Annotated in this window: 28 protein-coding genes and 1 riboswitch; of the genes, 13 read left to right on the top strand and 15 right to left on the bottom strand. The window is 68.3% G+C overall.

Annotation, left to right across the window (positions count from 1 at the left end):
- The first annotated feature begins 26 nt into the window (after positions 1-26).
- Positions 27-224: a hypothetical protein gene (locus AB1281_RS22715; protein WP_430347118.1), complete on the top strand. Its 198-nt coding sequence runs from the start codon at positions 27-29 to the stop codon at positions 222-224.
- A 39-nt stretch (positions 225-263) separates the two neighbouring features.
- Positions 264-461: a hypothetical protein gene (locus tag AB1281_RS22710; RefSeq protein ID WP_430347237.1), complete on the top strand. Its 198-nt coding sequence runs from the start codon at positions 264-266 to the stop codon at positions 459-461.
- Between the two features lie 75 nt (positions 462-536).
- Here AB1281_RS22710 and bioD read toward each other — a convergent pair whose 3' ends face one another.
- Entirely contained in the window at positions 537-1,220 is a 684-nt protein-coding gene (gene bioD / locus AB1281_RS22705; protein ID WP_430347117.1) for a dethiobiotin synthase, read from the bottom strand.
- Between the two features lie 68 nt (positions 1,221-1,288).
- On the opposite strand from bioD, the gene AB1281_RS22700 reads away from it, so the two are divergent.
- Together AB1281_RS22700 and AB1281_RS22695 are read left to right on the top strand one after the other, a co-directional pair.
- Positions 1,289-1,771: a GAF domain-containing protein gene (locus tag AB1281_RS22700; RefSeq protein ID WP_430347116.1), complete on the top strand. Its 483-nt coding sequence runs from the start codon at positions 1,289-1,291 to the stop codon at positions 1,769-1,771.
- Positions 1,768-2,130 carry a TfoX/Sxy family protein gene (locus AB1281_RS22695; RefSeq protein ID WP_014035860.1) on the top strand — a complete coding sequence of 121 codons (363 nt, stop codon included), beginning with the start codon at positions 1,768-1,770 and terminating at the stop codon, positions 2,128-2,130. Before AB1281_RS22700 ends, AB1281_RS22695 begins: the two co-directional genes overlap by 4 nt.
- Positions 2,131-2,221: 91 nt before the next feature.
- Here the strand turns inward: AB1281_RS22695 and AB1281_RS22690 are convergent, their stop codons facing one another.
- On the bottom strand, positions 2,222-2,800 hold the full coding sequence (locus AB1281_RS22690) for a histidine phosphatase family protein (protein WP_032128728.1): 579 nt from the start codon (positions 2,798-2,800) through the stop codon (positions 2,222-2,224).
- Between the two features lie 142 nt (positions 2,801-2,942).
- A riboswitch (cobalamin riboswitch) is annotated at positions 2,943-3,165 on the top strand.
- A 115-nt stretch (positions 3,166-3,280) separates the two neighbouring features.
- On the opposite strand from AB1281_RS22690, the gene btuB reads away from it, so the two are divergent.
- A complete protein-coding gene (gene btuB / locus AB1281_RS22685; protein ID WP_430347115.1) occupies positions 3,281-5,122 on the top strand; it encodes a TonB-dependent vitamin B12 receptor in 1,842 nt (613 codons plus the stop codon).
- Between the two features lie 119 nt (positions 5,123-5,241).
- Here the strand turns inward: btuB and gph are convergent, their stop codons facing one another.
- The 3 genes from gph to AB1281_RS22670 all read right to left on the bottom strand — a co-directional run bounded on the left by gph (position 5,242) and on the right by AB1281_RS22670 (position 7,704).
- Positions 5,242-5,910, bottom strand: a complete 669-nt coding sequence (gph, locus tag AB1281_RS22680; RefSeq protein WP_430347114.1) for a phosphoglycolate phosphatase — start codon at positions 5,908-5,910, stop codon at positions 5,242-5,244.
- A 76-nt stretch (positions 5,911-5,986) separates the two neighbouring features.
- On the bottom strand, positions 5,987-6,778 hold the full coding sequence (locus AB1281_RS22675) for a class I SAM-dependent methyltransferase (protein WP_430347113.1): 792 nt from the start codon (positions 6,776-6,778) through the stop codon (positions 5,987-5,989).
- Positions 6,775-7,704 carry a LysR family transcriptional regulator gene (locus AB1281_RS22670; protein WP_005415135.1) on the bottom strand — a complete coding sequence of 310 codons (930 nt, stop codon included), beginning with the start codon at positions 7,702-7,704 and terminating at the stop codon, positions 6,775-6,777. The genes AB1281_RS22675 and AB1281_RS22670 overlap by 4 nt, the downstream gene beginning before the upstream one ends.
- A gap of 108 nt (positions 7,705-7,812) precedes the next feature.
- Here AB1281_RS22670 and AB1281_RS22665 point away from each other — a divergent pair, with 108 nt between their 5' ends.
- Together AB1281_RS22665 and AB1281_RS22660 are read left to right on the top strand one after the other, a co-directional pair.
- Positions 7,813-8,451 (top strand): NAD(P)-dependent oxidoreductase, encoded by a 639-nt coding sequence (locus AB1281_RS22665; protein WP_075675463.1) that lies wholly within the window; start codon positions 7,813-7,815, stop codon positions 8,449-8,451.
- Positions 8,452-8,542: 91 nt separating this feature from the next.
- On the top strand, positions 8,543-9,454 hold the full coding sequence (locus AB1281_RS22660) for an MBL fold metallo-hydrolase (protein WP_430347112.1): 912 nt from the start codon (positions 8,543-8,545) through the stop codon (positions 9,452-9,454).
- A gap of 285 nt (positions 9,455-9,739) precedes the next feature.
- Here AB1281_RS22660 and dinB read toward each other — a convergent pair whose 3' ends face one another.
- Positions 9,740-10,834: a DNA polymerase IV gene (dinB, locus tag AB1281_RS22655; RefSeq protein ID WP_430347111.1), complete on the bottom strand. Its 1,095-nt coding sequence runs from the start codon at positions 10,832-10,834 to the stop codon at positions 9,740-9,742.
- A gap of 190 nt (positions 10,835-11,024) precedes the next feature.
- Here dinB and fabA point away from each other — a divergent pair, with 190 nt between their 5' ends.
- Both fabA and fabB read left to right on the top strand, forming a co-directional pair.
- A complete protein-coding gene (gene fabA, locus AB1281_RS22650) occupies positions 11,025-11,540 on the top strand; it encodes a 3-hydroxyacyl-[acyl-carrier-protein] dehydratase FabA (protein ID WP_135966920.1) in 516 nt (171 codons plus the stop codon).
- Positions 11,540-12,748: a beta-ketoacyl-ACP synthase I gene (gene fabB, locus AB1281_RS22645; protein ID WP_430347110.1), complete on the top strand. Its 1,209-nt coding sequence runs from the start codon at positions 11,540-11,542 to the stop codon at positions 12,746-12,748. The genes fabA and fabB overlap by 1 nt, the downstream gene beginning before the upstream one ends.
- Before the next feature lie 36 nt (positions 12,749-12,784).
- Here fabB and AB1281_RS22640 read toward each other — a convergent pair whose 3' ends face one another.
- From AB1281_RS22640 to AB1281_RS22630, 3 genes are read right to left on the bottom strand one after another with little or no spacing between them, the layout of a single operon-like run.
- On the bottom strand, positions 12,785-13,468 hold the full coding sequence (locus tag AB1281_RS22640) for an HAD family hydrolase (RefSeq protein WP_430347109.1): 684 nt from the start codon (positions 13,466-13,468) through the stop codon (positions 12,785-12,787).
- On the bottom strand, positions 13,465-14,166 hold the full coding sequence (locus tag AB1281_RS22635; protein ID WP_075675469.1) for a pseudouridine synthase: 702 nt from the start codon (positions 14,164-14,166) through the stop codon (positions 13,465-13,467). The genes AB1281_RS22640 and AB1281_RS22635 overlap by 4 nt, the downstream gene beginning before the upstream one ends.
- Positions 14,163-15,227 (bottom strand): class I SAM-dependent methyltransferase, encoded by a 1,065-nt coding sequence (locus tag AB1281_RS22630; protein WP_075675470.1) that lies wholly within the window; start codon positions 15,225-15,227, stop codon positions 14,163-14,165. Before AB1281_RS22630 ends, AB1281_RS22635 begins: the two co-directional genes overlap by 4 nt.
- A gap of 157 nt (positions 15,228-15,384) precedes the next feature.
- On the opposite strand from AB1281_RS22630, the gene AB1281_RS22625 reads away from it, so the two are divergent.
- Complete coding sequence (locus AB1281_RS22625) at positions 15,385-15,648, top strand: hypothetical protein (protein ID WP_005407925.1); 264 nt, start codon at positions 15,385-15,387, stop codon at positions 15,646-15,648.
- Positions 15,649-15,810: 162 nt separating this feature from the next.
- On the opposite strand, the gene AB1281_RS22620 is transcribed toward AB1281_RS22625, so the two are convergent.
- The gene (locus AB1281_RS22620; protein WP_430347108.1) at positions 15,811-16,101 is read right to left on the bottom strand and encodes a DUF3247 family protein; all 291 of its coding nucleotides are present in this window, start codon (positions 16,099-16,101) and stop codon (positions 15,811-15,813) included.
- A 43-nt stretch (positions 16,102-16,144) separates the two neighbouring features.
- Positions 16,145-18,133, bottom strand: coding sequence for a PAS domain-containing hybrid sensor histidine kinase/response regulator (locus tag AB1281_RS22615; RefSeq protein ID WP_430347107.1), 1,989 nt, complete (start codon positions 18,131-18,133; stop codon positions 16,145-16,147).
- A 244-nt stretch (positions 18,134-18,377) separates the two neighbouring features.
- On the opposite strand from AB1281_RS22615, the gene AB1281_RS22610 reads away from it, so the two are divergent.
- Positions 18,378-18,944 (top strand): DUF3016 domain-containing protein, encoded by a 567-nt coding sequence (locus AB1281_RS22610; RefSeq protein ID WP_075675473.1) that lies wholly within the window; start codon positions 18,378-18,380, stop codon positions 18,942-18,944.
- 102 nt (positions 18,945-19,046) lie between these two features.
- On the opposite strand, the gene alr is transcribed toward AB1281_RS22610, so the two are convergent.
- Complete coding sequence (gene alr, locus AB1281_RS22605) at positions 19,047-20,114, bottom strand: alanine racemase (RefSeq protein WP_430347106.1); 1,068 nt, start codon at positions 20,112-20,114, stop codon at positions 19,047-19,049.
- A complete protein-coding gene (locus AB1281_RS22600) occupies positions 20,093-21,397 on the bottom strand; it encodes a D-amino acid dehydrogenase (RefSeq protein ID WP_014035841.1) in 1,305 nt (434 codons plus the stop codon). The genes alr and AB1281_RS22600 overlap by 22 nt, the downstream gene beginning before the upstream one ends.
- A gap of 149 nt (positions 21,398-21,546) precedes the next feature.
- Here AB1281_RS22600 and AB1281_RS22595 point away from each other — a divergent pair, with 149 nt between their 5' ends.
- Positions 21,547-22,026, top strand: coding sequence for an Lrp/AsnC ligand binding domain-containing protein (locus tag AB1281_RS22595; protein WP_004140558.1), 480 nt, complete (start codon positions 21,547-21,549; stop codon positions 22,024-22,026).
- Between the two features lie 103 nt (positions 22,027-22,129).
- Here the strand turns inward: AB1281_RS22595 and AB1281_RS22590 are convergent, their stop codons facing one another.
- Both AB1281_RS22590 and AB1281_RS22585 read right to left on the bottom strand, forming a co-directional pair.
- On the bottom strand, positions 22,130-22,306 hold the full coding sequence (locus tag AB1281_RS22590) for a hypothetical protein (protein ID WP_049441350.1): 177 nt from the start codon (positions 22,304-22,306) through the stop codon (positions 22,130-22,132).
- Between the two features lie 144 nt (positions 22,307-22,450).
- Positions 22,451-22,825 (bottom strand): classical arabinogalactan protein 4, encoded by a 375-nt coding sequence (locus AB1281_RS22585; protein WP_430347105.1) that lies wholly within the window; start codon positions 22,823-22,825, stop codon positions 22,451-22,453.
- Between the two features lie 140 nt (positions 22,826-22,965).
- Between AB1281_RS22585 and msrB the strand changes: the two genes are divergently transcribed.
- Positions 22,966-23,433 (top strand): peptide-methionine (R)-S-oxide reductase MsrB, encoded by a 468-nt coding sequence (gene msrB, locus AB1281_RS22580; RefSeq protein ID WP_005415117.1) that lies wholly within the window; start codon positions 22,966-22,968, stop codon positions 23,431-23,433.
- The last annotated feature ends 91 nt before the right edge of the window (positions 23,434-23,524 follow it).

The raw sequence follows: 23,524 nt of genomic DNA, 5'->3' as shown, positions 1-23,524 counted from the left end.
CCGGCAACCCCGGGATCGCCGGGTGGATGCAGTTGCCGGCCAGCGGCCGGCACTACCCAGGATCACTCAAGCAGGTGCACGCCCAGCGCCGCGTGTACTCGCGCGGCGCGTGCTACCGCCACTGCCTGCGGCTGTCGTGCTGCCAGACGCTGGATGCGCGCTTCATCGGCGCGGTGGAGCGGCTGGGTGCGATCGCGCGGGAGCTGGCGGCTGCAGCACGGTAGTGCCGGCCGCTGGTCGGCAACCTCGGGATCGCCGGGTGGATGCAGTTGCCGGCCAGCGGCCGGCACTACCCAGGATCACTCAAGCAGGTGCACGCCCAGCGCCGCGTGTACTCGCGCGGCGCGCGCTACCGCCACTGCCTGCGGCTGGCGTGCTGCCAGACGCTGGATGCGCGCTTCATCGGCGCGGTGGAGCGGCTGGGTGCGATCGCGCGGGAGCTGGCGGCTGCAGCACCGTAGTGCCGGCCGCTGGCCGGCAACCCCGGGATCGCCAGGTGGATGCAGTTGCCGGCCAGCGGCCGGCACTACCCAGGATCAATCGAGCAGATGCGCCGCCAGCGCTTCGCCTTTCGCACCCGGCAGATGCGGCAGCCGTCCCCAGCACGGCATCGGCAGGCGCTGCTGCAACGTCGCGATGTTCTCGTCCTGGCGCTGCATCGCCGGGTCGATGTGGTTGCCGATCCAGCCCAGGCACTCCACGCCACTGGCCTGCAGCGACTGCGCGGTCAGCCGAGCATGGTTGACGCAGCCCAGCCGCATGCCGACCACCAGCAGCACCGGCAGCCGCAGTGCACGTACCAGGTCCAGCTGGTCCAGCGTGGCCGAGACCGGCGCCAACCAGCCGCCAACGCCCTCCACCACCACGACATCGGCCTGCGCGCGCAATCGCGCGAACGCGGCCACGATCGGCGCCAGCTCCACCCGCACGCCATCCTCGGCAGCAGCCAGCTCCGGTGCCAGCGGCTGCCGCAGCGCGTACGGATTCAGGTCGGCATAGTCCGGCACCGGCCAGCTGGCGGCCTGCAGGGCCAGCGCATCTTCGTTGCGCAGGCCCTGCCCCAGGTCTTCGCTGCCGCTGGCCACCGGCTTCATGCCCACCGCGCGCAGGCCGCGCCGACGCAGCGCATGCAGCAGCGCGGTGCTGGCCGCGGTCTTGCCGATCTCGGTATCGGTGCCGGTAACGAACAGGGCGGGCGGCAGCGTAGCGGGCAATGGCATCGATGGGCTCCAACGGGACGACAGAGCGTGCATTATCGCCGGCCCGGCGTGCTTGCTAGACTGCGGGCATGTTCGCCAATGCCTCGCTTACCGGCAGCAAGCCGGAACAATACGCCCAGCTGCTGGAACAGGCCCGTGGCCTGGTCTACGCCGAGTCCGACCGCATCGCCAACGCGGCCAACCTCTCCGCACTGGTCTACCACGCCCTGCCCGACCTGAACTGGGTGGGCTTCTACCTGTACGACGGCAAGGAGCTGGTGGTCGGCCCGTTCCAGGGCCTGCCGGCCTGCGTGCGCATCCCGCTGGACAAGGGCGTGTGCGGTGCCGCCGCCAGCCAGCGGGTGACCCAGCGCGTGGACGACGTCGATGCCTTCCCCGGCCATATCGCCTGCGATTCGGCCTCGCGTTCGGAACTGGTGGTGCCGCTGCTGTGCGGCGATGAACTGATCGGCGTATTCGATATCGACAGCCCGAAGGTCGGCCGCTTCGACGCCGACGACCAGGCCGGCCTGGAAGCCATCGCCCGCGTGTTCGTCGAGGCACTTGGATGAGCGCGCCGAAGCTGCGCAACATCGGCCCCAAGAGTGCAGCCTGGCTGCGCCAGGTCGGCCTGCGCAGCCGCGAGGACCTGGTTGCGATCGGCGCGGTCGGCGCCTTCGTCAAGGTCAAGCGCGCGGGCTTCAAGCCCAGCCTGAACCTGTTGTACTCGCTGGAAGGCGCGCTGCTGGACTGCCACTGGCAGGAACTGAGTGAGCCGCAGCGTGAGGCGCTGGTGCAGGATTACGAAGCACGCATCGCCGCGCACCCTCTGAAGGCGGCCGGCCCCGCTTCGGGCCCGGTGCATGAGCAGCGTTTCGATGCCGACGATGACGCGGAAGACAGCGTGGCCGAGCACGCCGACGAGGATTGAGGCCTCCGCGTTCCTGGGCATGCCGGCCAGCGGCCGGCACTACCACTGTGATGCGGGATCGGTAGCGCCGGGCCATGCCCGGCGGGTGCGCTCAGGGCTGCTGCAGCTCCAGCAGCTCGCCCACCAGCCCGACCTCGCCGCGCTCCAGCCACACCCGCAGACGGGTGCCGTGGTCGATGCGCAATGCCCAGCACAGCGACATCGGCAGGCCACAGACCTGCGACAGCACCATGCGCAGCGGGCCGCCATGGCTGACCACCAGCGTCGGCACCGGGTCGTCATCATCGAGCAGGCGATCCAGCGCGCGCGCGATGCGCCGCTCGAAGTGGCCCCAGCTTTCGCCGTTCGGCGGCGGGAATGCATGCGGATCGGCATGGAAGGCCGCCAGTGCGTCCTCCGGCAGGTCAAACAGCGACTGCCCGTCCCAATCGCCGAAATCCAGCTCTTCCCATTCCTCGTCCGCTTCCACGTCCAGCCCACGCGGGGTGGCCAGGGCCATCGCCGTGTGCAGCGAGCGCAGCCGCGGCGAACTGATCACCCGCTCCCAGGGCTGCGCAGCGTAGGCGTCCACCAGTTCCTGCGGCAGGCGGGCCAGCTGCGGTGGATCGCTGCGGCCATCGAGGAACTCATCGCGACCGTTGCCGGCATGGCGGACCAGGTCGAGGATCATGCGTGCGTCCTGTACAGGCAACGCGGGAACAGCGGAAAACGGGCAGACATTGGCAACGGCACCACGGGATCGAGGGACCATTCTAAGGGCACAGCAAAGGCAGTCGAGCAGGCTCGACGCTACGGGCCGCCTGCGATGCCGTAGACTGCGCGCACTTCCAGGTGACCTGCGGCCACGGCCGGCAGGTTGAAACGGGAAGCCGGTGACGCGTGATTCCACGCCAGGCCGGCGCTGCCCCCGCAACGGTAAGCACGTCAGTTCCAGGCAACAACGCCACTGTGCCGCAGGCATGGGAAGGCGCCTGGACGGTGGCCTCGCGCCACCCGGCGGCAAGCCCGGAGACCGGCCCGGAAGCCTCAGGTCGCGATGCGGTGGGCATGGCGCTGGATGACCGCAGCCTGCGCTGCGGCGTCGGCGCATGCCTGCCTTCGCGGCTCCTCCCCTTCGCCACGCGGGCGTGCGTGGCACCTGGAGTCCCCCATGAAGCTGCAGTCCCGAATGCTGTCCCTGGCCGTGCTGGCCGCCCTGCCCGCGCTGGCCCAAGCCGCCGATGACACCACCGCGCTCGACCAGGTCCTGGTCACTGCCACCCGCACCCCGATCGCCCTGCAGGACAGCATCGCGCCGGCCCAGGTGATCGACCGCGCGCAGATCGAATCCAGCCAGGCCACCTCGCTGCAGGAGCTGCTGCGCGGCCGTGCCGGCATCAACCTGACCAATGCCGGCGGCCTCGGCAAGCAGAGCTCGCTGTTCCTGCGTGGCACCAACTCGGGCCACACCGTGGTGCTGATCGATGGCGTGCGCATCAACAGTGCCGACCTCGGCCTGGCCATGTACCAGGACCTGCCGCTGGCGCAGATCGAACGCGTGGAAATCGTGCGCGGCCCGCAGTCCAGCCTGTACGGCGCCGACGCCATCGGCGGCGTGATCCAGATCTTCACCCGCCGCAACCAGGGCGATTTTGCTCCGCACTTCCAGCTCGGTGGCGGCAGCAACGGCCTGCGCGAAGCCAGCGGCGGCATCGGTGGTGGCACCGAACGCGGCTGGTTCGGCGCCGACATCGCCTACCAGCATTCCGATGGCATCGATGCCTGCCGTGGCTCGGCGACGCTGTTCACCGGCTGCTTCGCCGACGAACCCGACCGCGACGGCTACCGCAACCTGTCCAAGAGCCTGCGTGGCGGCTACACCTTCAACGACCAGTGGAACGTGGAAGGCAGCGCGCTGCGCGCCGACGGCAAGAACCACTACGACGGCTATTACAACTACTCGGAAACCCGCCAGCAGGTGCTGGCCGGCAAGGTGCGCTACACCCCGTCCGAGCGCCTGGCGTTCACCGCCAACGTCGGCCGCAGCGACAACGAGTCGGACAACTTCGGCGACTTCGGCGCACGCGGCAGCGCGCAGACCCACCGCGACAGTGCCTCGCTGCAGGGTGACTTCACCTTGGCCGAAGGCCAGCTGCTGAGCACCGGCGTGGACTGGAGCGAAGACAACCTGGATGGCAGCAGCGCGGGCTACCTTGTCGACAGCCGCCGCAACACCGGTGTGTTCGTGCAGTACCAGGGCCGCTTCGGCCGCCACCAGCTGCAGGCCAGCGCACGCAACGACGACAACCAGCAGTTCGGCAACCACGCCACCGGCAGTCTCGGCTGGGCGATGCAGCTGGACCACGGCCTGCGCGTCAACGCCAGCTACGGCACCGCGTTCAAGGCGCCGACCTTCAGCGACCTGTACGACCCGTGGAGCGGCGTGCCGACGTTGAAGCCGGAGAAGTCCAAGAGCGCCAACCTCGGTGTTTCGCAGCAGGGCCAGGGCTGGCATTGGGGCCTGGACGTCTATGAGACCCGCATCGATGACCTGATCACCTACGACGCGGCAACCTTCAAGATGCAGCAGGTGGAGAAGGCACGCATCCGCGGTGCCGAGCTGACCGGTGGCGTGCTGCTGGCCGGCTTCGACATCAACGCGCAGCTGAGCTACACCGACCCGCGCAACCGCACCCACGGCAGCACCCAGTTCGACAACTGGCTGCCGCGCCGTGCACAGCAGACCGCACGCCTGGACGTCGACCGCCGCTTCGGCGATTTCCGCGCCGGCCTGACCGTGCAGGGTGCGGGCAAGCGCTATGACGATGCCGCCAACGCAGTGAAGGTTGGCGGCTACGGCACGCTGGACCTGCGCGCCGAGTACGCGCTGACGCCGGAGTGGTCGCTGCTGGCACGTGCCGCCAACGTGTTCGATCGCCGCTACGAGACGGTGGCGTGGTTCAACCAGCCCGGCCGCGAGTACCAGCTGAGCGTGCGTTACCAGCCGAAGTGAAAGCGCGCGCCGGGCATCGCCCGGCGCCGCCTGATGCCATCGACGCGTGGCGTCGATCTACTGTAGAGCCGAGCCCATGCTCGGCTCACGCAATGAAGCAGCCGAGCGTGGGCTCGGCTCTACACCGGAACGCCCGCGGCCAACCCCGGCAACTCACGCAGGTCGTCAATCACTGCCACGGCGTGCGCGGTGGCCAGGTCCAGGCCACGCGGATAGCCATAACGCACCAGTGCGATCGGCATGCCCGCATCTTCGGCGGCGCGGTAGTCGGTCAGCGAGTCACCCACCATCAGGCAGGCGTCGACCGGCAGCCCGAAGTGCGCAGCGATATGCCGCAGCGGCTCACCGCTGGGCTTGCGCTGCGGCAGCGAATCACCACCCAGCACCAACGCGAATGCATCACCGATGCCCAGGTGCTGCAGCAGCGGCGGCACCAGCGGCTCGGGCTTGTTGGTGCAAATCGCCAGATGAACAGCGCGTGCACGCAGCTGCGCCAGTGCCTCGGCCACGCCATCGAACAGGCGCGGGCTGCGCAGCAGGCACTCACGGTAGTGCACCATGAACACCGGCATCACTTCGGCCAGGTCGACCTCGCGACCGGCGGCATGCACGGCCTGCTCGACCAGGCGGCGCACACCATCGCCGATCCAGCCCAGCACCGTGGCTTCCGGCACGCGTGCCACACCGATGTCCTCCAGCGTGCGGTTCAGCGCTTCAGCGATATCAGCCGCGCTGTCGACCAGCGTGCCATCAAGGTCGAACACGACCAGCGGATAGGGATACGACAAGGGACGGCACCTAGGGAACGTGGGGCCGTCCATTGTACGCCGCCGCTTTTTCCGCAGATCCTCCCCCCGCTGCGCCTCAGCCGATCCTGCGCGCGCGGGTGGCGAGGAAGGTGGGTAGATAGCGGTCGATCAGGAAGCGCGGCTGCGGCTGCCAGTCTTCCATGAAGCGATCGATGACGAAGCCGGCATCCAGCTGCCCACCGATCAGTTCGGTCAGGCTGTGGCCGAAAGTCAGCGCATCGCCGCGGGCCAGCTTTGCCTCGCGCTCGGCCGGCGCCAGGTCTTCCAGGTCCGAATAGGGAATGGCGTACTGCGGCCGGATCAGACCCTGTGCATCCAGCTGCGGATCACGCGCACCGACGAACAGCACCGGGTTGTAGAAGCTCGCCATCAGCATCCCGTCGCGTGCCAGCACACGGCGGCATTCGGTCCACACCGGGCGCACGTCGGGCACGTACAGGTTGGAGATCGGATGGAACACCACGTCGAAACTGTCGTTGGCGAATACGTGCAGGTCGCGCATGTCACCCTGCACGGTGCGCAGCTGCAGGCCATCGCGCGCGGCGACCCGGCGGTCCTGTTCCAGCTGCCCATCGGACAGGTCGAACACGGTGACGTCGGCGCCGGCCGCCGCCAGCACCGGCGCCTGCTGGCCACCGCCCGAGGCCAGGCACAGGATGCGGCGGCCGCGCACATCGCCCAGCCAGTCCAGTGGCAGCGCGTGTGGGGTCAGATGCACCTGCCAGCGGCCTTCGCGCGCGGCGGCAATGGTTGAACTTTCCACCGGGCGCGACCATTCGCGCACTTCGCTGGCCTGGCGGTCCCAGGCAGCACGGTTGTGGTCGATCAAGGCCTGTCCATGGTTCATGTGTTCTCCTTGCCCGGTGGGCGCCAATCCAGATCCTGGAAGGCCGGGCTGGCGAAACACTCGGCCAGGTAGTCCAGGAATCGGCGCATGATAGCGGGCTGCTGGCGCCGTGATGCGTACACGGCATGAATGCCGAGTTCGTCCAGGCTGAATCCGGGCAGCAGTTCGATCAGCTCGCCACTGCGCAGCAGCGGCGCCACCTGGTAGGTCGGCAGCATGGCGATGCCGGCACCGGCGCGCACCGCCTCCAGCAGCAGCGAGGCCTCGTTGGCACTGATGTTGCCGCCTACCGCCACCGACAGCGAACGACCGTCGCGGTGCAGCTGCCACAGGCTCTTGCCGACGTAGTGGTGGGTCAGGCAGTTGTGCGCGGCCAGGTGCTCGGGAGCGGTCGGCGTGCCGCGTGCCTGCAGGTAGGACGGCGTCGCGCACAGCACCGAGCGGCAGGTGGCCAGCCGCCGTGCGATCAGGCTGGGGTCGATCTGGCGCGCGATACGCACCGCCAGGTCCACCCGCTCCTCCACCAGGTTCACCGTGCGGTCGACCAGCAGCAGCTCGATGCGTGCCGCCGGATGACGCGCAACAAAGCCGGCCACCGCCCGCGCCAGGTGACTCTGCCCGAACGAGACGCTGGCAGTCACGCGCAGCGTGCCGTGCGGCTCGGGATCATCGCTGGCCAGCTCGCCCTGCAGTTCTTCGCCGATCGCCAGCATCTGCCGGAAGCGCGCCAATGCCGCTTCGCCCGGACCGGTCAGGCTGACCCGGCGCGTGGTCCGGTGCAGCAGCCGTGCACCCAGCCAGCCCTCGACCTCGGCCAGGTAGCGGCTGACCATCGCCCGCGACATGTCCAGCACCTCGGCAGCGGCGGTGAGGCTGCCGCGCTCGGCCACCTCGACGAACACGGTCATGGCGGTCAATCGGTCCATATGCTCGATCCATGCAACAAACAAGCGCGTTATACGCTGTTTTTCGAGCGACTGCAGCGGCCTAGAGTGGCCCCATTCCCACCCCACACCGCCCCACGGAGTCCTGCCATGAAGATCGCCCTCGTTGGTTCCACCGGCAACATCGGCCGCCAGATCGCCCGCCACGCGCTGGCCCGCGGCCACGAACTCACCGTCATCGTGCGCAGCGCACAGGACCTTCCGGCTGAACTGGCCGGTGCCCACCCGGTGATCGCCTCGCTGGATGACCAGGACGCCCTGGTCGCCGCCATCACCGGCCACGACGTGCTGGCCAGTGCCTACGGCCCGCGCCCGGGCGATGACATCGGCCGCGTCGGCGAGGTCGCCGCGCAGCTGGCCGCCGCCGCACGCAAGGCTGGTGTGCCGCGCCTGGTCGTGGTCGGTGGCGCCGGCAGCCTGGAAGTCGCGCCCGGCGTGCAGCTGGTCGATACCCCCACCTTCCCGGACGCCTACAAGCCGTACGCACTGGCCCACCGTGAGGCATTCAACCGCCTGCAGGCGGTGGATGACCTGGACTGGACCTTCTTCTCGCCGGCCGCCGAGATCGGCCCGGGCGAAGAGCGCGGCCAGTACCGCGTGCAGCCCAAGGCCTTCCTGGCCGACGCCAGCGGCCACAGCCGCATCAGCTACGCCGACTACGGCGCGGCGTTCGTCGCCGAGCTGGAAGCGCACGCGTATCCGAAGCAGATCATCACCGCGGCGTATTGATCCACGTGCGTCCCTTGTAGCGCCGAGCCCGCGCCCGGCGCTACGCGAACCTGCAGCCGGGCATTGGCTCGGCTCTACACAAGGAATTCCGATGCGTACCGCTGCCCTGCTGCTTCCCCTCGCCCTGGCCGCCACCTTCACCAGTGCGCCGCTGCTGGCCGCGCCGGCCACCGCAGCGCCCGCCACGGCGACGAAATCCCAGCTGCACCTGCAGACCTTCCATCCCGGCCCGCAGGCGATGTTCTCGGTGTCCTCGGTGCTGATCGAAGGCCGCCACGACGCGATCCTGGTCAATGCGCAGTTTGGTGCCAGTGACGCGCGCAAGCTGGTCGAGCTGATCCGTGCCAACGGCAAGCAGCTGACCACGATCTACATCAGCCACGGCGATCCGGATTACTACTTCGGCCTGGCCACCGTGCAGGACGCGTTCCCGCAGGCACGCATCGTCGCCACCGCGCAGACCGTCGCCCACATCCAGCAGACCCAGGCCGGCAAGCTGGCCTACTGGGGACCGAAGATGGGTGCCGACGTGCCCGCGCGCATCGTGGTGCCGCAGGTGCTGGACGGCGATGCCCTGCAGCTGGAAGGCCAGCGCCTGCCGCTGATCGGCCTGGATGGGCCGACGCCGGACCGCACGGTGCTGTGGGTGCCGTCACTGCGCGCGATCGTCGGTGGCATTCCGGTGGTGGCGGGCGAGCACGTGTGGATGGCCGACACGCAGACCCCGAAGTCACATGCCGACTGGCTGCAGACCCTGCAGCGGCTGCAGGCGCTGAAGCCGAAGGTGGTGGTGCCGGGGCATTACGCGCCGGGTGCGGCACTGGATGCCAGTGCGCTGCGCTTCACCGCGGACTACATCCGCGCATTCGACGCCGAGACGGCAAAGGCCAAGGACAGTGCGGCGCTGGTGAAGGCGATGCAGGCGCGCTACCCGAAGCTGGCCGGCGTGGCGTCGCTGGAGCTGAGTGCGAAGGTGGCCAAGGGCGAGATGCAGTGGCCATGAGCCAGGGGGTTTTCTTTTGCAGGGCTGCGCCCTGCACCTGCTCAATGCCACGGCAACAGCCGAAGCAACAGCAACAGCTGGTTTCCTGAGGGTGGGCGGGGTGGGTCCGGTTGCGGGGGGCGCTGCAAGTACGTCCATGTAAGCTCGGTCGCCGCATCCATGCGGCTCACGCCCCCGCAACCGGACCCACCCCGCCTTCGACAGTTTCCCGCTATCTGTCGGAACCCGCTGCTATGGTGGGTGCCGACCGTTGGTCGGCACGGGGTCGGACCCCGTCTTTGACGATCAGATGGATGCGGAATCGTTCGGTTCGTGCTCGAACAACTCCCCCTGCACTACCGGCTCCTTTTCGCGGAAGCCGCCAAGGCCGACACCCACCAGCCGGTAGCGGGTCTCGGCCGGCAGGTCGACGCGGGCGCGCAGGGCCAGGGCGATGTCGCGCAGTTCTTCCATCGACTCGGGCGGGCGCTCGGGGGTGAAACTGCGGGTGAGGATGCGGAACTGCGCGGTCTTCAGTTTCAGCACCACGGTGTGGCCGACGCGCTCGGTCTTGCGCGTGGCATTCCAGGTCTTCTCCGCCAGCTGCACGATCGCCTCGCCCAGGTCTTCCAACGGCAGGTCCTCGGCGAAGGTGTCTTCCGAAGAGATCGACTGCACCTGCTGGTCCGGTTCCACCGGCCGCTCGTCGATGCCGCGTGCGCGGTTGTACAGGCTGCGGCCGAAACTGCCGAACGCCTCTTCCAGGTCGATCAGTGCCCACTGCCGCAGGTCGCCGCAGGTGACGATGCCACGCGCGGCCAGCTTGCCTTCCATCACCTTGCCGACGCCGGGCACGCGGTTCACCGGCAGTGGCAGCAGGAAGGCGTCCACCCGCTGCGGTGGAATCACGAACTGGCCGTCGGGCTTGCGCCAGTCCGAGGCGATCTTGGCCAGGAACTTGTTCGGTGCGATCCCGGCTGAAGCAGTCAGCCGGGTTTCCTCGCGGATCTGGGTGCGGATGGTACGGGCGATGTCGGTGGCCAGTTCGATGCCGCTCTTCGGCTCGGTCACGTCCAGGTACGCCTCGTCCAGCGACAACGGCTCGACCAGGTCGGTATGGCGCAGGAAGATCTCGCGCACCTGCTGTGACACCGCTTTGTAACGTGCGAAGTCCGGCGGTACGAAGATCGCATCCGGGCACAGCCGCTCGGCACGCACGGCCGGCATCGCCGAGCGCACGCCGAACACGCGTGCCTCGTACGACGCCGCGCACACCACCGAACGTGCACCACGCCATGCCACAACCACCGGCTTGCCGCGCAGTGACGGATCGTCGCGCTGCTCCACCGACGCGTAGAACGCGTCCATGTCGACGTGGATGATCTTGCGCAGTCGGGTCATGTCAGGTGGAAAGGGCGGGGGCGGGCCGAGCGGGCCACACGCCGAAGTATGGTCGTTGCACATCAACAGGATGCGCGTATTCCATTGAAAACACTACGGTTGCGTACGGTTGAAATGTTTGATCGGGGCAGTTTCCACGGGCATCCTCGAGCGCTTGTTTCCCGTTTCCCCGCTTCCAGGATTGTGCTTCATGACCCGTCTCCACGCGTTCAACCGCGAACAGCTGCTGGCCAGCGCACGCGGTGAACTGTTCGGCACCGCTGCCGGCCGTTTGCCCAACGACCCGATGCTGATGTTCGACCGCATCACCGACATCCACGAGGACGGCGGACCGCACGGCAAGGGCATGGTACGCGCCGAGCTGGATATCCGCCCGGACCTGTGGTTCTTCGGCTGCCACTTCATCGGCGACCCGGTGATGCCCGGCTGTCTGGGCCTGGATGCCATGTGGCAGCTGACCGGCTTCTTCCTGACCTGGCTGGGCGCCCCCGGCAAGGGCCGCGCACTGGGCTGCGGCGAGGTGAAGTTCACCGGCCAGGTCCTGCCGGAGGCCAAGCTGGTGCGCTACGAGATCGACATCAGCCGGGTCATCAACCGCAAGCTGGTGATGGCCCAGTCGGACGCCCGCATGTACGTGGATGATCGCGAAATCTACAGCGCGCGCGACCTGCGCGTCGGCCTGTTCACTGAAACCGGGAGCTTCTGATGCGTCGCGTCGTCATCACCGGCATGGGCATCACGTCCTGCCTCGGCAATGATCTGGATACCGTTTCGGCTGCGCTGCGCGAAGGGCGCTCGGGCATCACCGCCCTGGCCGACCACGCCGAAGCGGGCCTGCGCAGCCAGGTCGGCGGTCGCGTCGACCTCGATCTGGAGGCGCTGATCGACCGCAAGCAGAAGCGCTTCATGAGCGATGCGGCGGCCTTCGCCTACCTGTCCATGCGCGATGCCATCGCCGATGCCGGGCTCAGCCCCGAGCAGGTCAGCAACCTGCGTACCGGCCTGATCGCCGGTTCCGGTGGCGGCTCCAGCGAGTGGCAGATCGGTGCGGTCGACCTGCTGCGCGAACGTGGCGTGCGCAAGGTCGGCCCGTACATGGTGCCGCGCACGATGTGCTCGACGGTCTCGGCCTGCCTGGCCACGGCCTACCAGATCAAGGGCGTCAGCTACTCGCTGTCGGCCGCCTGCGCGACCTCGGCGCACTGCATCGGCGCCGCCGCGGACATGATCCGCCACGGTGCGCAGGACATCATGTTCGCCGGTGGTGGCGAAGACCTGCACTGGTCGATGAGCGTGATGTTCGACGCGATGGGCGCACTGTCGACCAGCTTCAACGAAACCCCGGCCAGCGCCTCGCGCCCGTACGACAAGGACCGCGACGGCTTCGTCATCGCCGGTGGCGGCGGCATGCTGGTGCTGGAGGATTACGACCACGCCGTAGCGCGCGGTGCGCACATCCATGCCGAGCTGATCGGCTATGGCGTCACCTCCGATGGCGCCGACATGGTCGCACCGTCCGGTGAAGGCGCGGTGCGCTGCATGAAGATGGCCCTGCAGGGCGTCGATCGCCCGCTGGACTACCTCAACACCCACGGCACCTCCACGCCGCTGGGCGACGTCACCGAGCTCAACGCGATCCGCGAAGTGTTCGGCGACGCGGTGCCGCCGCTGTCCTCGACCAAGGCGCTGTCCGGCCATTCACTGGGTGCGGCCAGCGTGCACGAAGCGATCTACTGCCTGCTGATGATGCGCGATGGCTTCGTCGCCGGTTCGGCCAACATCGGCGAGCTGGACCCGAAGGTGGTGGATTTCCCGATCCTGCGCGAGAGCCGCAAGCAGCAGCTGGACACGGTGATGTCCAACAGCTTCGGCTTCGGTGGCACCAACGCTGCGCTGGTGTTCGGGCGCGTGTGACTGGGCAGGTGTGCCGACCAACGGTCGGCACCCACCTTATTTCGGCAGCAGCGGCAACAGTAGCGCGTGCGCGTCCACCAGCGAGCCGACGATGCAGTGGCCCAGTGCGCGCAGCTCTTCATCCGGATGCACCAGGTCCGGCACCTGGATCACGGTCATGCCGGCCGCCAGTGCGGCCCGCGTGCCGGCCGGTGAGTCTTCCAGCGCCAGGCAGCGCTCGGGCACCTGGCCAAGCCGCTGCGCGGCCAGCAGGTAGATGTCCGGCGCCGGCTTCGGCCGCGCCACGTCACCACTGGTGATCACAGCATCGAAGTACGGCAGCAGGCCTGCGGCCGCCAGCTTGCGGTTGGCGCGCGGCTGCCGCGTGGTGGTCGCCACCGCACGCGGTACCGCGTGCGCCTTCAGCAGTTCCAGCAGCTCCAGGATGCCCGGCCGCAGCGGCAGCCCGGTCTGCGTGCGTGCTTCGTACAGCTCATGGCAACGTGCCGCCACTGCATCGATCACGCTGTCCTCGATGCCCTGCGCGCGCAGCAACGCATGCGTATCGCGGTCGCCGAGGCCGACCATGCGCAGGAACACCGCTTCCTCCAGGCCCAGCCCGAATTCGTCGGCGGCCTCGCTCCAGCAGGCCAGCGAGACCCGCTCGCTGTCGATCATCAGGCCGTCCATGTCGAAGATGACGGCGTCGGGGAGGAACGGCAGCGCAGCGATGGTGGTCATGGAGCGAACAGCGTGTCCAGGTCGGTGGAAGTGAGCTGCCGCCATTGCCCTTCGTCCAGCCCCTGCAGGTCCAGCCCGCCGACGCGGCTGCGGTGCAGGGCCTGCACGTGGTTGCCGGTGGCGGCGAACATGCGGCGTACCTGATGGTAGCGGCCCTCATGCAGTACCAGGCGCGCACGACGCGCCTCCAGCACTTCGAGTTCAGCCGGCAGCAGGGGGGTCTTCTCGGACTCCAGCATCAGCGTGCCGCTGGCGAACAGCGCCACTTCGTCGCCGCGCAGGTCGTCACTCAGTTCCACTTCGTAGACCTTCGGCAGCTTCGACTTCGGCGAGATGATCCGGTGCAGCAGGCCGCCATCGTCGGTCAGCAGCAACAGGCCGCTGGTCTCGCGGTCGAGGCGGCCCACGGTGGACAGCACCGGATCGCGGTCGCGGAAGCGCGGCGGCAGCAGGTCGTAGATCAGGCGGCCGGTGTCCTTGGTCGAACAGGTGTAGCCGGCGGGCTTGTGCAGCGCGATCGACAGCCCCACCGGCGGATCCAGCGGCTCGCCATCGACGCGGATCGCCTCGTGCGGCACCTGGTCATCGGCGTACAGCACTTCGCCGTCGGCGTCGGTGACGCGGCCTTCGCGGAACATCCACTGCACCTGCTTGCGGCTGCCATAGCCCAGGTTGGCGATGTGCTTGACCAGCTTCACTTGCCCTTCCCCTTCACTGCTTCAACCAGCTTGAAACCGTCGCGCTCGGCAACCACGCGCACCGCACCGAAGCTGTCGTTGAGGGTGTGCTCGTACGGCAGATGGCGGTTGGCCACCACGTACAGGCGCCCGCCGGGGCGCAGCGCCTGCGCGGCCACGGCGATGAAGCGCTGGCCGATGTCCGGGCGGTCGGCACGCGACGGCGTGTGGAACGGCGGGTTGCTGATGATGACGTCGTAGCCCGGCTCGATGCCGGCGGTGACGTCCTGCCACAGGAAGCGCAGCGGCAGCGCGCGCGGCGGCGGCGCCAGGTTCAGTTCGGCCAGGGCCAGCGCACGCTGCTCGGCCTCGTACAGGTCCAGCGCGGTGATCTTCGGGCAGCGTTCCAGCAGCTCGCGCGACAGATAGCCGTAGCCGGCGCCAAGGTCGGCGGCGCGGCCGGCCAGGTCGGCCGGCAGGTGCTCGGCCAGCAGCGCCGATGCCGGATCGATGCGGTCCCAGGCGAACACGCCCGGGCGGCTGAGGAAGCGGCCGCCCATGATCGGGCGCACCGCATCCAGCGCCGACCAGCGCTTGGCCAGGTCGGCGTCGTGCTGGCCCTGCAGCGGGGCGGTCCAGTACACGCGGCAGTGGTTCTTGGTCAGGCAGCCACCGAGGCCGGTCAACTGCTTGAGATCACCTTCACCGGAGCGCGCGCCTTCGTTGTTGGACTGGCAGGCAACGATACGGCCGCCTTCGGCAACCAGCGCCAGCGCGCGGGCGAACAGCGCACGGGCTTCTTCACGCTGGCGCGGTGGCAGCACCAGCACCAGCGGGTAACGTCCCTTGCCGGCCACATCGTCCAGCTGGCCGCTGACGGTCCAGCCGGCGGCCTGCTGCAGCGGCTGCGCGAACGGGGCGAAACTCTGTTCGCAGTGCACTTCGCGGTTGCCGGCCGCTTCGCGCAGCGGCCAGCCATCGCGGGCACGCAGGAAGGCCACCGGGCCCTCCGGCCAGCGCAGGGCGCCTTGGGAGAACGGCAGGAGCAGGGTCTGCAGGGGGGCGTCGTCGCTGGAGGCCATCGGCGCGGGTACTTCAAGCGTGAGGGCCGTCCATTGTACCGGCTTGGCCGGGCCCGCCCCGGCAGGCCGCTTTGCGAAACCCGAACGGGGCCTTGATCTGCCAGAAACATTGAAACGTTCAGGGTAGAGGCTCCCCCGGAAACCCAGGAGAACCTGCATGCGAGCCTTGTTCGTCGGTGGCGTGGTCGACAACAGTGAAATGGACCTGGAAGGCAGCCATCCGCCCGTGCATTACCCCGAGGACACCGGCGGCGGCCACTCGCGTTACCGGCTGCACCAGGTCGGCCACGGCGCCGATGGCAGCGTGGCCTATGCGGTATACGGCGCGCCGGACCTGGCCGATGACGAGGTGGCCCGGGTCGCTGAAGAACGCGCCTACGCGCGCCGGTTCGAGGCGACGCCGACGTTGTTCGAGCACTGAGCGCATCAGCCACGCATGGCGTGGCTCTACTGCAACCTCTGGTAGATCCACGCCATGCGCGGATGGCGTGAGGCCTGGCCGATGACGAGGTCATGCACATCCATGCGTGGCCCTCTTTCCAGTAGATCCACGCCATGCGTGGATGGAGTTGGCAGGTTGCCGTCAGACCCTGGGCGGCAACCTACGGATGCTGTCGATCTCGTCCAGCCACACGTGGTGCTGCTGCACCGGCGTGTCGTAGTCATCCAGCCGCAACTGGCCGTTGCTGCCTTCGTCGCCAGCCTCGTTGCGGTACTGCTGCACCGTCGGTTTCACCGCGACGGTGCCGAGCAGGCGGCGACCATCGTGCAGGGTCAGTTCCACCTGCGTTTCGCCTTCCAGCTGCGGCAGCAGGGCTTCCAGGCGCGCGATCTGCGCCGGATCGGTATGGATACGGGGAGCTATGCGGGACATCGGCGACCTCCTGCACGCAGGGTCGCCGATCGGCCGTGAATGCTCAGTGCAGCGCGCTGTCCGCGCGGGGTACCTGCACCTTGCGCACCGCAGCCACCAGCTGCGCCACCGAGTACGGCTTGGCCACGTGCTCCTGGAAGCCCGATGCCAGCGCACGGCGGCGGTCATCGGCACGCGCCAGCGCGGTCACGGCTACCGCCGGCAGGGTCATGGCATCCACGCCCATGTCCTCGCGCAGCGTGCGCACCAGGCCATAACCATCCATGCCCGGCATGCCGATGTCGGTCAGCATCACGTGGTACTGCAGATGGCCGGTGTCGGCCAGCAACGCCAGTGCCTCGCCGGCCGAACTGGCCGCGGACACGCTGGCGCCCTGCTCTTCCAGCATGCGCCGCAGGTACTCCAGCACTTCCGGCTGGTCTTCCACCGCCAGCACGTGCATGCCGCGCAGCGGATACGGCTCGACGATCACCGGCTCCAGGATCGGCCCGCTGATCACTTCGCGCAGCGGGCGCCGCTCGGCATCTGGAATGTGCTGCGGCAGGCGCACGGTGAACGTAGCGCCGTGGCCGTGGCCCTCGCTGGCGGCAGTGACCGTGCCGCCATGCAGTTCGACCAGCTGCTGCACGATCGCCAGGCCCAGGCCCAGGCCGCCATGGCGTCGGGTGGTGGTGCCATCGGCCTGGCGGAAGCGGCTGAACAGATGATTGAGGAATTCGGGCGCGATGCCATCACCGGTATCGCGCACGGTGATCTCCCAGTGGTTGCCGTCAGCCCGCAGCTGCAGATCGATGCGGCCTTCAGCCGGGGTGAACTTGATCGCGTTCGAGAGCAGGTTCCAGAACACCTGTTGCAGGCGCGTGGCATCGCCCAGCACCAGGCTCGGTTGTTCGGGCAGCTGCAGGTGCACGTCCAGCGCCTTGCCTTCGGCCACCAGCTCCTGCGCGCCGATGGCCTCGCCCAGCAGCGTACTCAGGTCCAGCACTTCCACCTCCAGCTGCACCTTGCCCAGCAGCATGCTGCTGAGGTCGAGCATGTCCGAGATCAGCCGCTTCTGCGCACCGGCGCTGTTGGCGATCACGTTCAGGCCCTTGTACAGCGGGCTGGTGTTGTCCACGCGCTGCAGCAGCAGTTCACTCCAGCCGAGAATGGTGGTCAATGGCGTACGCAGCTCATGCGACAGCGTGGCCAGGAACTCATCCTTCAGCCGCGCCATGTTTTCCGCAGCACTGCGCGCAGCGCGCTCGGACTGCAGCAGTTCCTCGCGTGCAAGTTCGATCTCGCGGCGTTCGGTCACGTCCGGGCTGCTGCCGGCCAGGCCGATGAAGCGCCCCATGCGCGAGAAGCGCGGACGGGCGTTCATCTCCAGCCAGCGCCACTGGCCATCGGCACGGCGCGCACGCACCAGCGCATGCATCGAGCGCTGCGCCTTCAGCGCTTCCTGCAGTTCGTACTCGAATACCGACGCATCGTCCGGATGCACCAGGCCACGCCAGACGTCTTCCGGCACACGCGTCTCGTCACCGCCGAAGAATTCGCTGAAAGCGCTGTTGACGAAGCGGGCATGGCCGCGCTCGTCGAGCACCCACACCGGCATCGGCAGGCCATCGGCCAGCGCACTGAAGCGGGCCTCGCTCTCGCCCAGCTCCACTTCCATCTGCTTGCGCGCGGTGATGTCGAAGAACAGGATGCCGACCTTGTCCTCGCCCGGCCGGCCCACGCGCACCGCGTCAACCGCGAACGAGCGGCCCAGCGCGCGCGCTTCCATCTCGAACTGGGCGGGGCGACCGCTGCGTGCGACCTCGCCGTAGATGCGGAACCAGTCTTCCTCGTGGTGCGGCTCCAGCAGGCTCATGCGCTGGCCGCGCGCGTCCTTCAGGCCGGTGTGGCGCTCGAAGGCGTCGTTGACCTCGATGAAACGATAGTCGACCGCACGGTCGCCCTCGAACAGCACCTGGATCACGCAGAAACCGGCGTTGATGCGCTCAAGCACGCCATGATGCAGGTCGGGTTCGGGCGCCGCCACCATCATCGGTGGGCGCTCCACGAGGGGCGGCAGTGTGGACAAGGGCGTCTGTGCAGGCCGGGTTGGAGGCACAGCATCTTCCAAAGGGCGTATTCACAGCGTCAAGCGCCGTCAGTCATGGTTGACGACGATGAATTGGCGGCAACCACTCTTGCGGATGTCGCAATCGGCCGTTGCGGCGACGGGAAAGCGGGATCACACTCGAGCTGTAAACCGCATCGTCCCCATCGAAGGGGCGCAGGAGACCGTCATGAACCGCTCATTGGCCACTGCCCTGCTGCTGGCAGGCGCCCTCATGGCGGGCAGCGCGAACGCCGCGCCGCGCGCCGTCACCGATCCGGATGCGCCCCGTGCGCTGCAGGCCAATGGCCCGGTCAGCGTGAAGTGGGACGATCCGGCCAAATTCACCGAAATCCGCCAGAGCACCAACCGTTTCGAGGCCGAACGCGGCAACTGGGTGCAGCAGCTGGCCAGCTACGTGCAGACCACGGCGGCCAAGCCGCTGCAGCCCGGGCAGACCCTGGACGTGACCCTGGTCGACATCAAGCGCGCCGGCGACTACGAGCCCTGGCACGGCCCGCGCGGCAGCGACATCCGGATCATGCGCGACATCTATCCGCCGCGGATCACGCTGCAGTACACGCTGAAGGACGCCAGTGGCCGCATCGTCGATGAGGGCGAAGCCAAGCTCAGCGATACCGGCTACCTGCACAACCTGGGGCTGAAGAGCGACAGCGACCCGCTGCGCTACGAGAAGCGCCTGATCGACGACTGGGTGAAGCGGCAGCTGACAACGCAGGCCACCGCTGCACGCTGATCCCGGGCGGCGCGACCCACCTGTAGGTGTCGACCTTGGTCGACACGCATTCAAAGCGCCGACCATGGTCGGCCGCTACCAGAGCCGAGCGTGGGCTCGGCGCTACACGTACACCTTCGCCACGCGCTTGACCGCGCAGGGCAGCTGGTAGGCGCTGACGCCACAGCGCGGCGCCAGTTCCGACAGCGTCGGCGCAGAACCCCACAGTTCCACCACGCTGCCGATGCCGGCCTGCGGATGCGAGGTCAGGTCCACGGTCAGCATGTCCATCGACACGCGGCCGATCAGGGCTCCGGGCTGACCATCGATCAGCACGGGCGTGCCATTCGGTGCGAACTGCGGATAGCCATCGGCATAGCCGAGCGCGACCACGCCCACGCGGGTGCGCGCCTTGGCCACGAAGCGGGCGCCATAGCCCACCGGCTCACCGGCCTCGATCCAGCGCTCGGCGATCACCTTGGACTGCATCGTCATCACCGGGCGCAGGCGCTCGGTCAACGCGGTGTTGTCCGGCAGCGGGTTGGCGCCGTACAGCATCAGGCCTGGGCGGACCCAGTCGCTGCGCACGTCCGGCCAGCCCAGCAGTGCCGGCGAGTTGCACACGCTGGTCTCGCCGTGCAGGCCGTCGATGGCCCGCGCGAAGGTCGCCGCCTGCTCGTGCGTGCGTTCGCTGTCCAGCTCGTCGGCGCGCGCCAGGTGGGTCATCAGCACGATGCGCTCGACCTGCGGCAGCGCCGACAGGCGTGCATGCGCCGCGCGGAAGCTGTCCACGTCCAGGCCGAGGCGATGCATGCCGCTGTCCAGCTTCAGCCACACCGTCAGCGGGCGCGGGCTGTCGAACGCGACCAGCGCTTCCAGCTGCCACGGCGAGCCCACCGCGAACCAGAAATCGTGTTCGGCCACCAGCGCCATGTCACTGGGCTCGAAGATGCCTTCCAGCAGCAGGATCGGCGCACGGATGCCGGCCTGGCGCAGTTCCAGCGCCTCTTCGATGGTGGCCACGCCGAAACCATCGGCCTCGCCTTCCAGCGCCTGCGCACAGCGCACCGCGCCATGGCCATAGGCATCGGCCTTGATGATCGCCAGGGCCTTGCCACCGCCCAGTTCACGGGCGAGCCGGTAGTTGCTGCGCAGGGCGCCCAGATCGATCAGCGCGCGGGCAGGACGCATGTGCGGTTCTCATGTTGCGGGGCGTGACCGTACTGGCCGTAGCGGAAAATATCCAGGCCTTCGGTGCTGATCTGCGGCTGGCGCGCGCTCATCAGGTCGGCCAGGTAGCGACCGGAGCCGCAGGCCATGGTCCAGCCCAGGGTGCCGTGGCCGGTATTGAGGTACAGGTTGCGGAACGGCGTGGCGCCGATCACCGGCGTGCCGTCTGGCGTGGCCGGGCGCAGGCCGGTCCAGAACTGCGCGCGCGACAGGTCGCCGCCCTTCGGGTAGAGGTCGCTGACCACCAGTTCCAGGGTCTCGCGGCGGCGCTGCGACAGCGACAGGTCGAAGCCGGCCACTTCGGCCATGCCACCGACACGGATGCGGTCGTCGAAGCGGGTCACCGCCACCTTGTAGCTCTCGTCGAGGATGGTCGAGGTCGGCGCCATCGCCGGGTCGGTGATCGGCAGGGTCAGCGAATAGCCCTTCAGCGGGTACACCGGCAGGCGCATGCCCAGCGGTGCCACCAGCGCCGGCGAATAGCTGCCCAGCGCGACCACGAAGCGGTCGGCGGTTTCCAGCTTGCCGTCGATGCGCACGCCGGTGATGCGGTCGCCATCGAACTCCAGGCCAGTGATGTCCTGGTCGAAGCGGAATTCGACGCCGGCATCCACGCACATCTGCGCCAGGCGGCGGGTGAACAGCTGGCAGTCGCCGGTCTGGTCACGCGGCAGGCGCAGCGCGCCGACCAGGCCATCGACATGGGCCAGGGCCGGTTCGGCCTGGATGATGCCGGCGCGGTCCAGTACCTCGTACGGCACGCCGTACTGGGCCAGGATCTCGATGTCCTGCGCCGAGGCATCCAGCTGCTGCTGGGTGCGGAACAGCTGGGTGGTGCCCAGGTCGCGGCCTTCGAACTCGATGCCGATCTGCGCGCGCAGCTCGTTCAGGCAGTCGCGGCTGTACTCGGACATGCGCACCATGCGCGCCTTGTTGATCGCGTAGCGCTCGTGGGTGCAGTTGCGCAGCATCTGCCACAGCCAGCGGTACTGGGCCAGGTCCATGCCCGGCTTGATCGCCAGCGGCGCGTGCTTCTCGAACAGCCAGCCGATGGCCTTCTTCGGCACGCCCGGGGCCGCCCACGGCGAGGTGTAGCCGAACGACAGCTGGCCGGCATTGGCGAAGCTGGTCTCCAGCGCCGGGCCGGGTTGGCGGTCGATGACCGTGACTTCAAACCCGGCCTGTCGCAGGTACCAGGCACTGGTGGTGCCGATCACGCCGCTGCCGAGAACTAGGACTCGCATGGGACTTCTCCAACCCGATCATTCCCTGCACTGGAGCGTGCCGGGACCATAATTGGGGAAGTATAGACAGCCAATACCAGTTGATTTGCCTGATTTGAAATCAACCGGCAGGATGTTCTCCTGCAATTCATTCCCCAAGGTTGACGGCGATGGCCACCCGTACCCGCGAACTGGACAAGATCGACCGCAAGATCCTGCGCATCCTGCAGGCCGAGGGCCGTATTTCCTTCACCGAACTGGGTGAGCGGGTCGGGCTGTCCACCACCCCGTGCACCGAGCGCGTGCGCCGGCTCGAGCGCGAAGCGGTGATCACCGGCTACCACGCCCACCTCGACCCGGCAGCGGTGAAGGCCAGCCTGCTGGTGTTCGTGGAGATCAGCCTGGCCTACAAGTCCGGTGACATCTTCGAGGAGTTCCGGCGCGCCGCCCTGAAGCTGCCCAACGTGCTGGAGTGCCATCTGGTGTCGGGCGACTTCGATTACCTGCTGAAGGCGCGGATCAGCGAGATGGCCTCCTACCGCAAGCTGCTCGGCAGCACCTTGCTGACACTGCCGCATGTGCGTGAGTCGAAGAGCTACATCGTGATGGAAGAGGTGAAGGAGACACTGAGCCTGCCGATTCCGGATTGAGACCGGAAAGGGTTGGGGTCGGAGCCCGCTGTGCGGGATCCGACCCCGGCCGGGGGGCTGCGAGGGGTCAGTTCACGCAACGCGGGCTCTGACCCCGATTCCGTCAGCGCTGCTGCGGGTGTTTCTGCGAACGCTGTTCCTGCTGCTTGCCACCCTTGTGCGGCTGCTGCGGCTCCATCTGCTGCTGCTGTTGCTGCTGCGGGTTGCGGCCCTGCGGTTCCTTGCCGGGATGACGGTTCTGCTGGTTTTTCATGATCGCGATCCAGTGGACGAAGGACATGCGGCGGCGGAATGCCGGCGCAGGGCCACGGTGGTCCCGGAACGGTTAATCGCAGGCGAAAAAGCAGTGATCGGCAGGACGTTGTTTTCGTGCGTTCAGGCCGTACAGCGTGTGGTGGCTGCCAACCTTGCCTGGCATCCGAGGTCAACGCTTGATCTGCTGCCCATCGCCGGCCGGCACGCTGTCGTAATAGCGGCCGGTGCGCGAATCGAACACGCGGTTCGGACCGGCCGGGCGCACACCGGGGACGATACGGCCATTGCGGTCGTACACCTTGTCGGCCGGCTTCGGCGCCGGGACGGGTGCGATCGGGGCCGGACCGGTGGATTTGATCGGTTGCGCCGGCTGCGGCGACGGCAACACCTGCGGCTGCGGGCGGGCGGCCTGCGGCGGCGGTACCACCGGCGCCGGTGCCACGGTGGTCGCACTGCGGGTGGCGGTGGGGTCGGCGGTAGGCACCTGGGCCAGCGCCAATGCGGGCAACAGGGCCATCAACAGCAGGGGAAGGGTCGGTCTCATGGCACGCTCCGGCGTGGATCACATTCACCTTGCGCCTGTACCTGTGTGCCGCCCATGAACGGCCGTCACACTTGCAAGCGCGCGCCGGCACCCCCACGTTTTCCGGCATCCCCAGGCCATCGACCCCACGGAGAGCCGGCATGACTGCCTTCGACCTGACGCCCCCCACCGCCACCCAGACCGAGGCGCTGATTGCCGGCCTCAGCAGCGAAGAGCGCCGCGTACTGCTGCAGCACGGCACCGAAGCGCCGTTCTGCGGGGTGTTCCTCGACAACAAGCGCGAGGGCGTCTACTGCTGCCGGCTGTGCGCGCTGCCGCTGTTCCGCTCCAGCACCAAGTTCGATTCCGGTACCGGCTGGCCCAGCTTCTTCGCCCCGTTCGACCCGGCGCACGTGCGCGAGATCCGCGATACCAGCCATGGCATGGTGCGCACCGAGATCACCTGCGCGCGCTGCGGCAGCCACCTGGGCCACGTGTTCCCGGACGGTCCGCCGCCCACCTACGAGCGCCACTGCCTGAACTCCGTCTCACTTTCGTTCACCGGCAATGGCGAGCCCTGGCCCGACCCGTTGCAGCGTGGCGGCGCCGAAAGCGGCGTGGCGGGCTGAAACACCCCGCTGACCGATTTCACAGAATTCCCTCTTCAGAAAACCGGGCGACGGGCCGACAAGGAGATATCCCCTCTCCTTGCGTCGCCCC

The sequence above is a fragment of the Stenotrophomonas sp. NRRL B-14846 genome, from assembly GCF_050473585.1.
Lineage (GTDB): Bacteria > Pseudomonadota > Gammaproteobacteria > Xanthomonadales > Xanthomonadaceae > Stenotrophomonas.
This window is presented reverse-complemented; position numbering and strand designations above follow the sequence as displayed.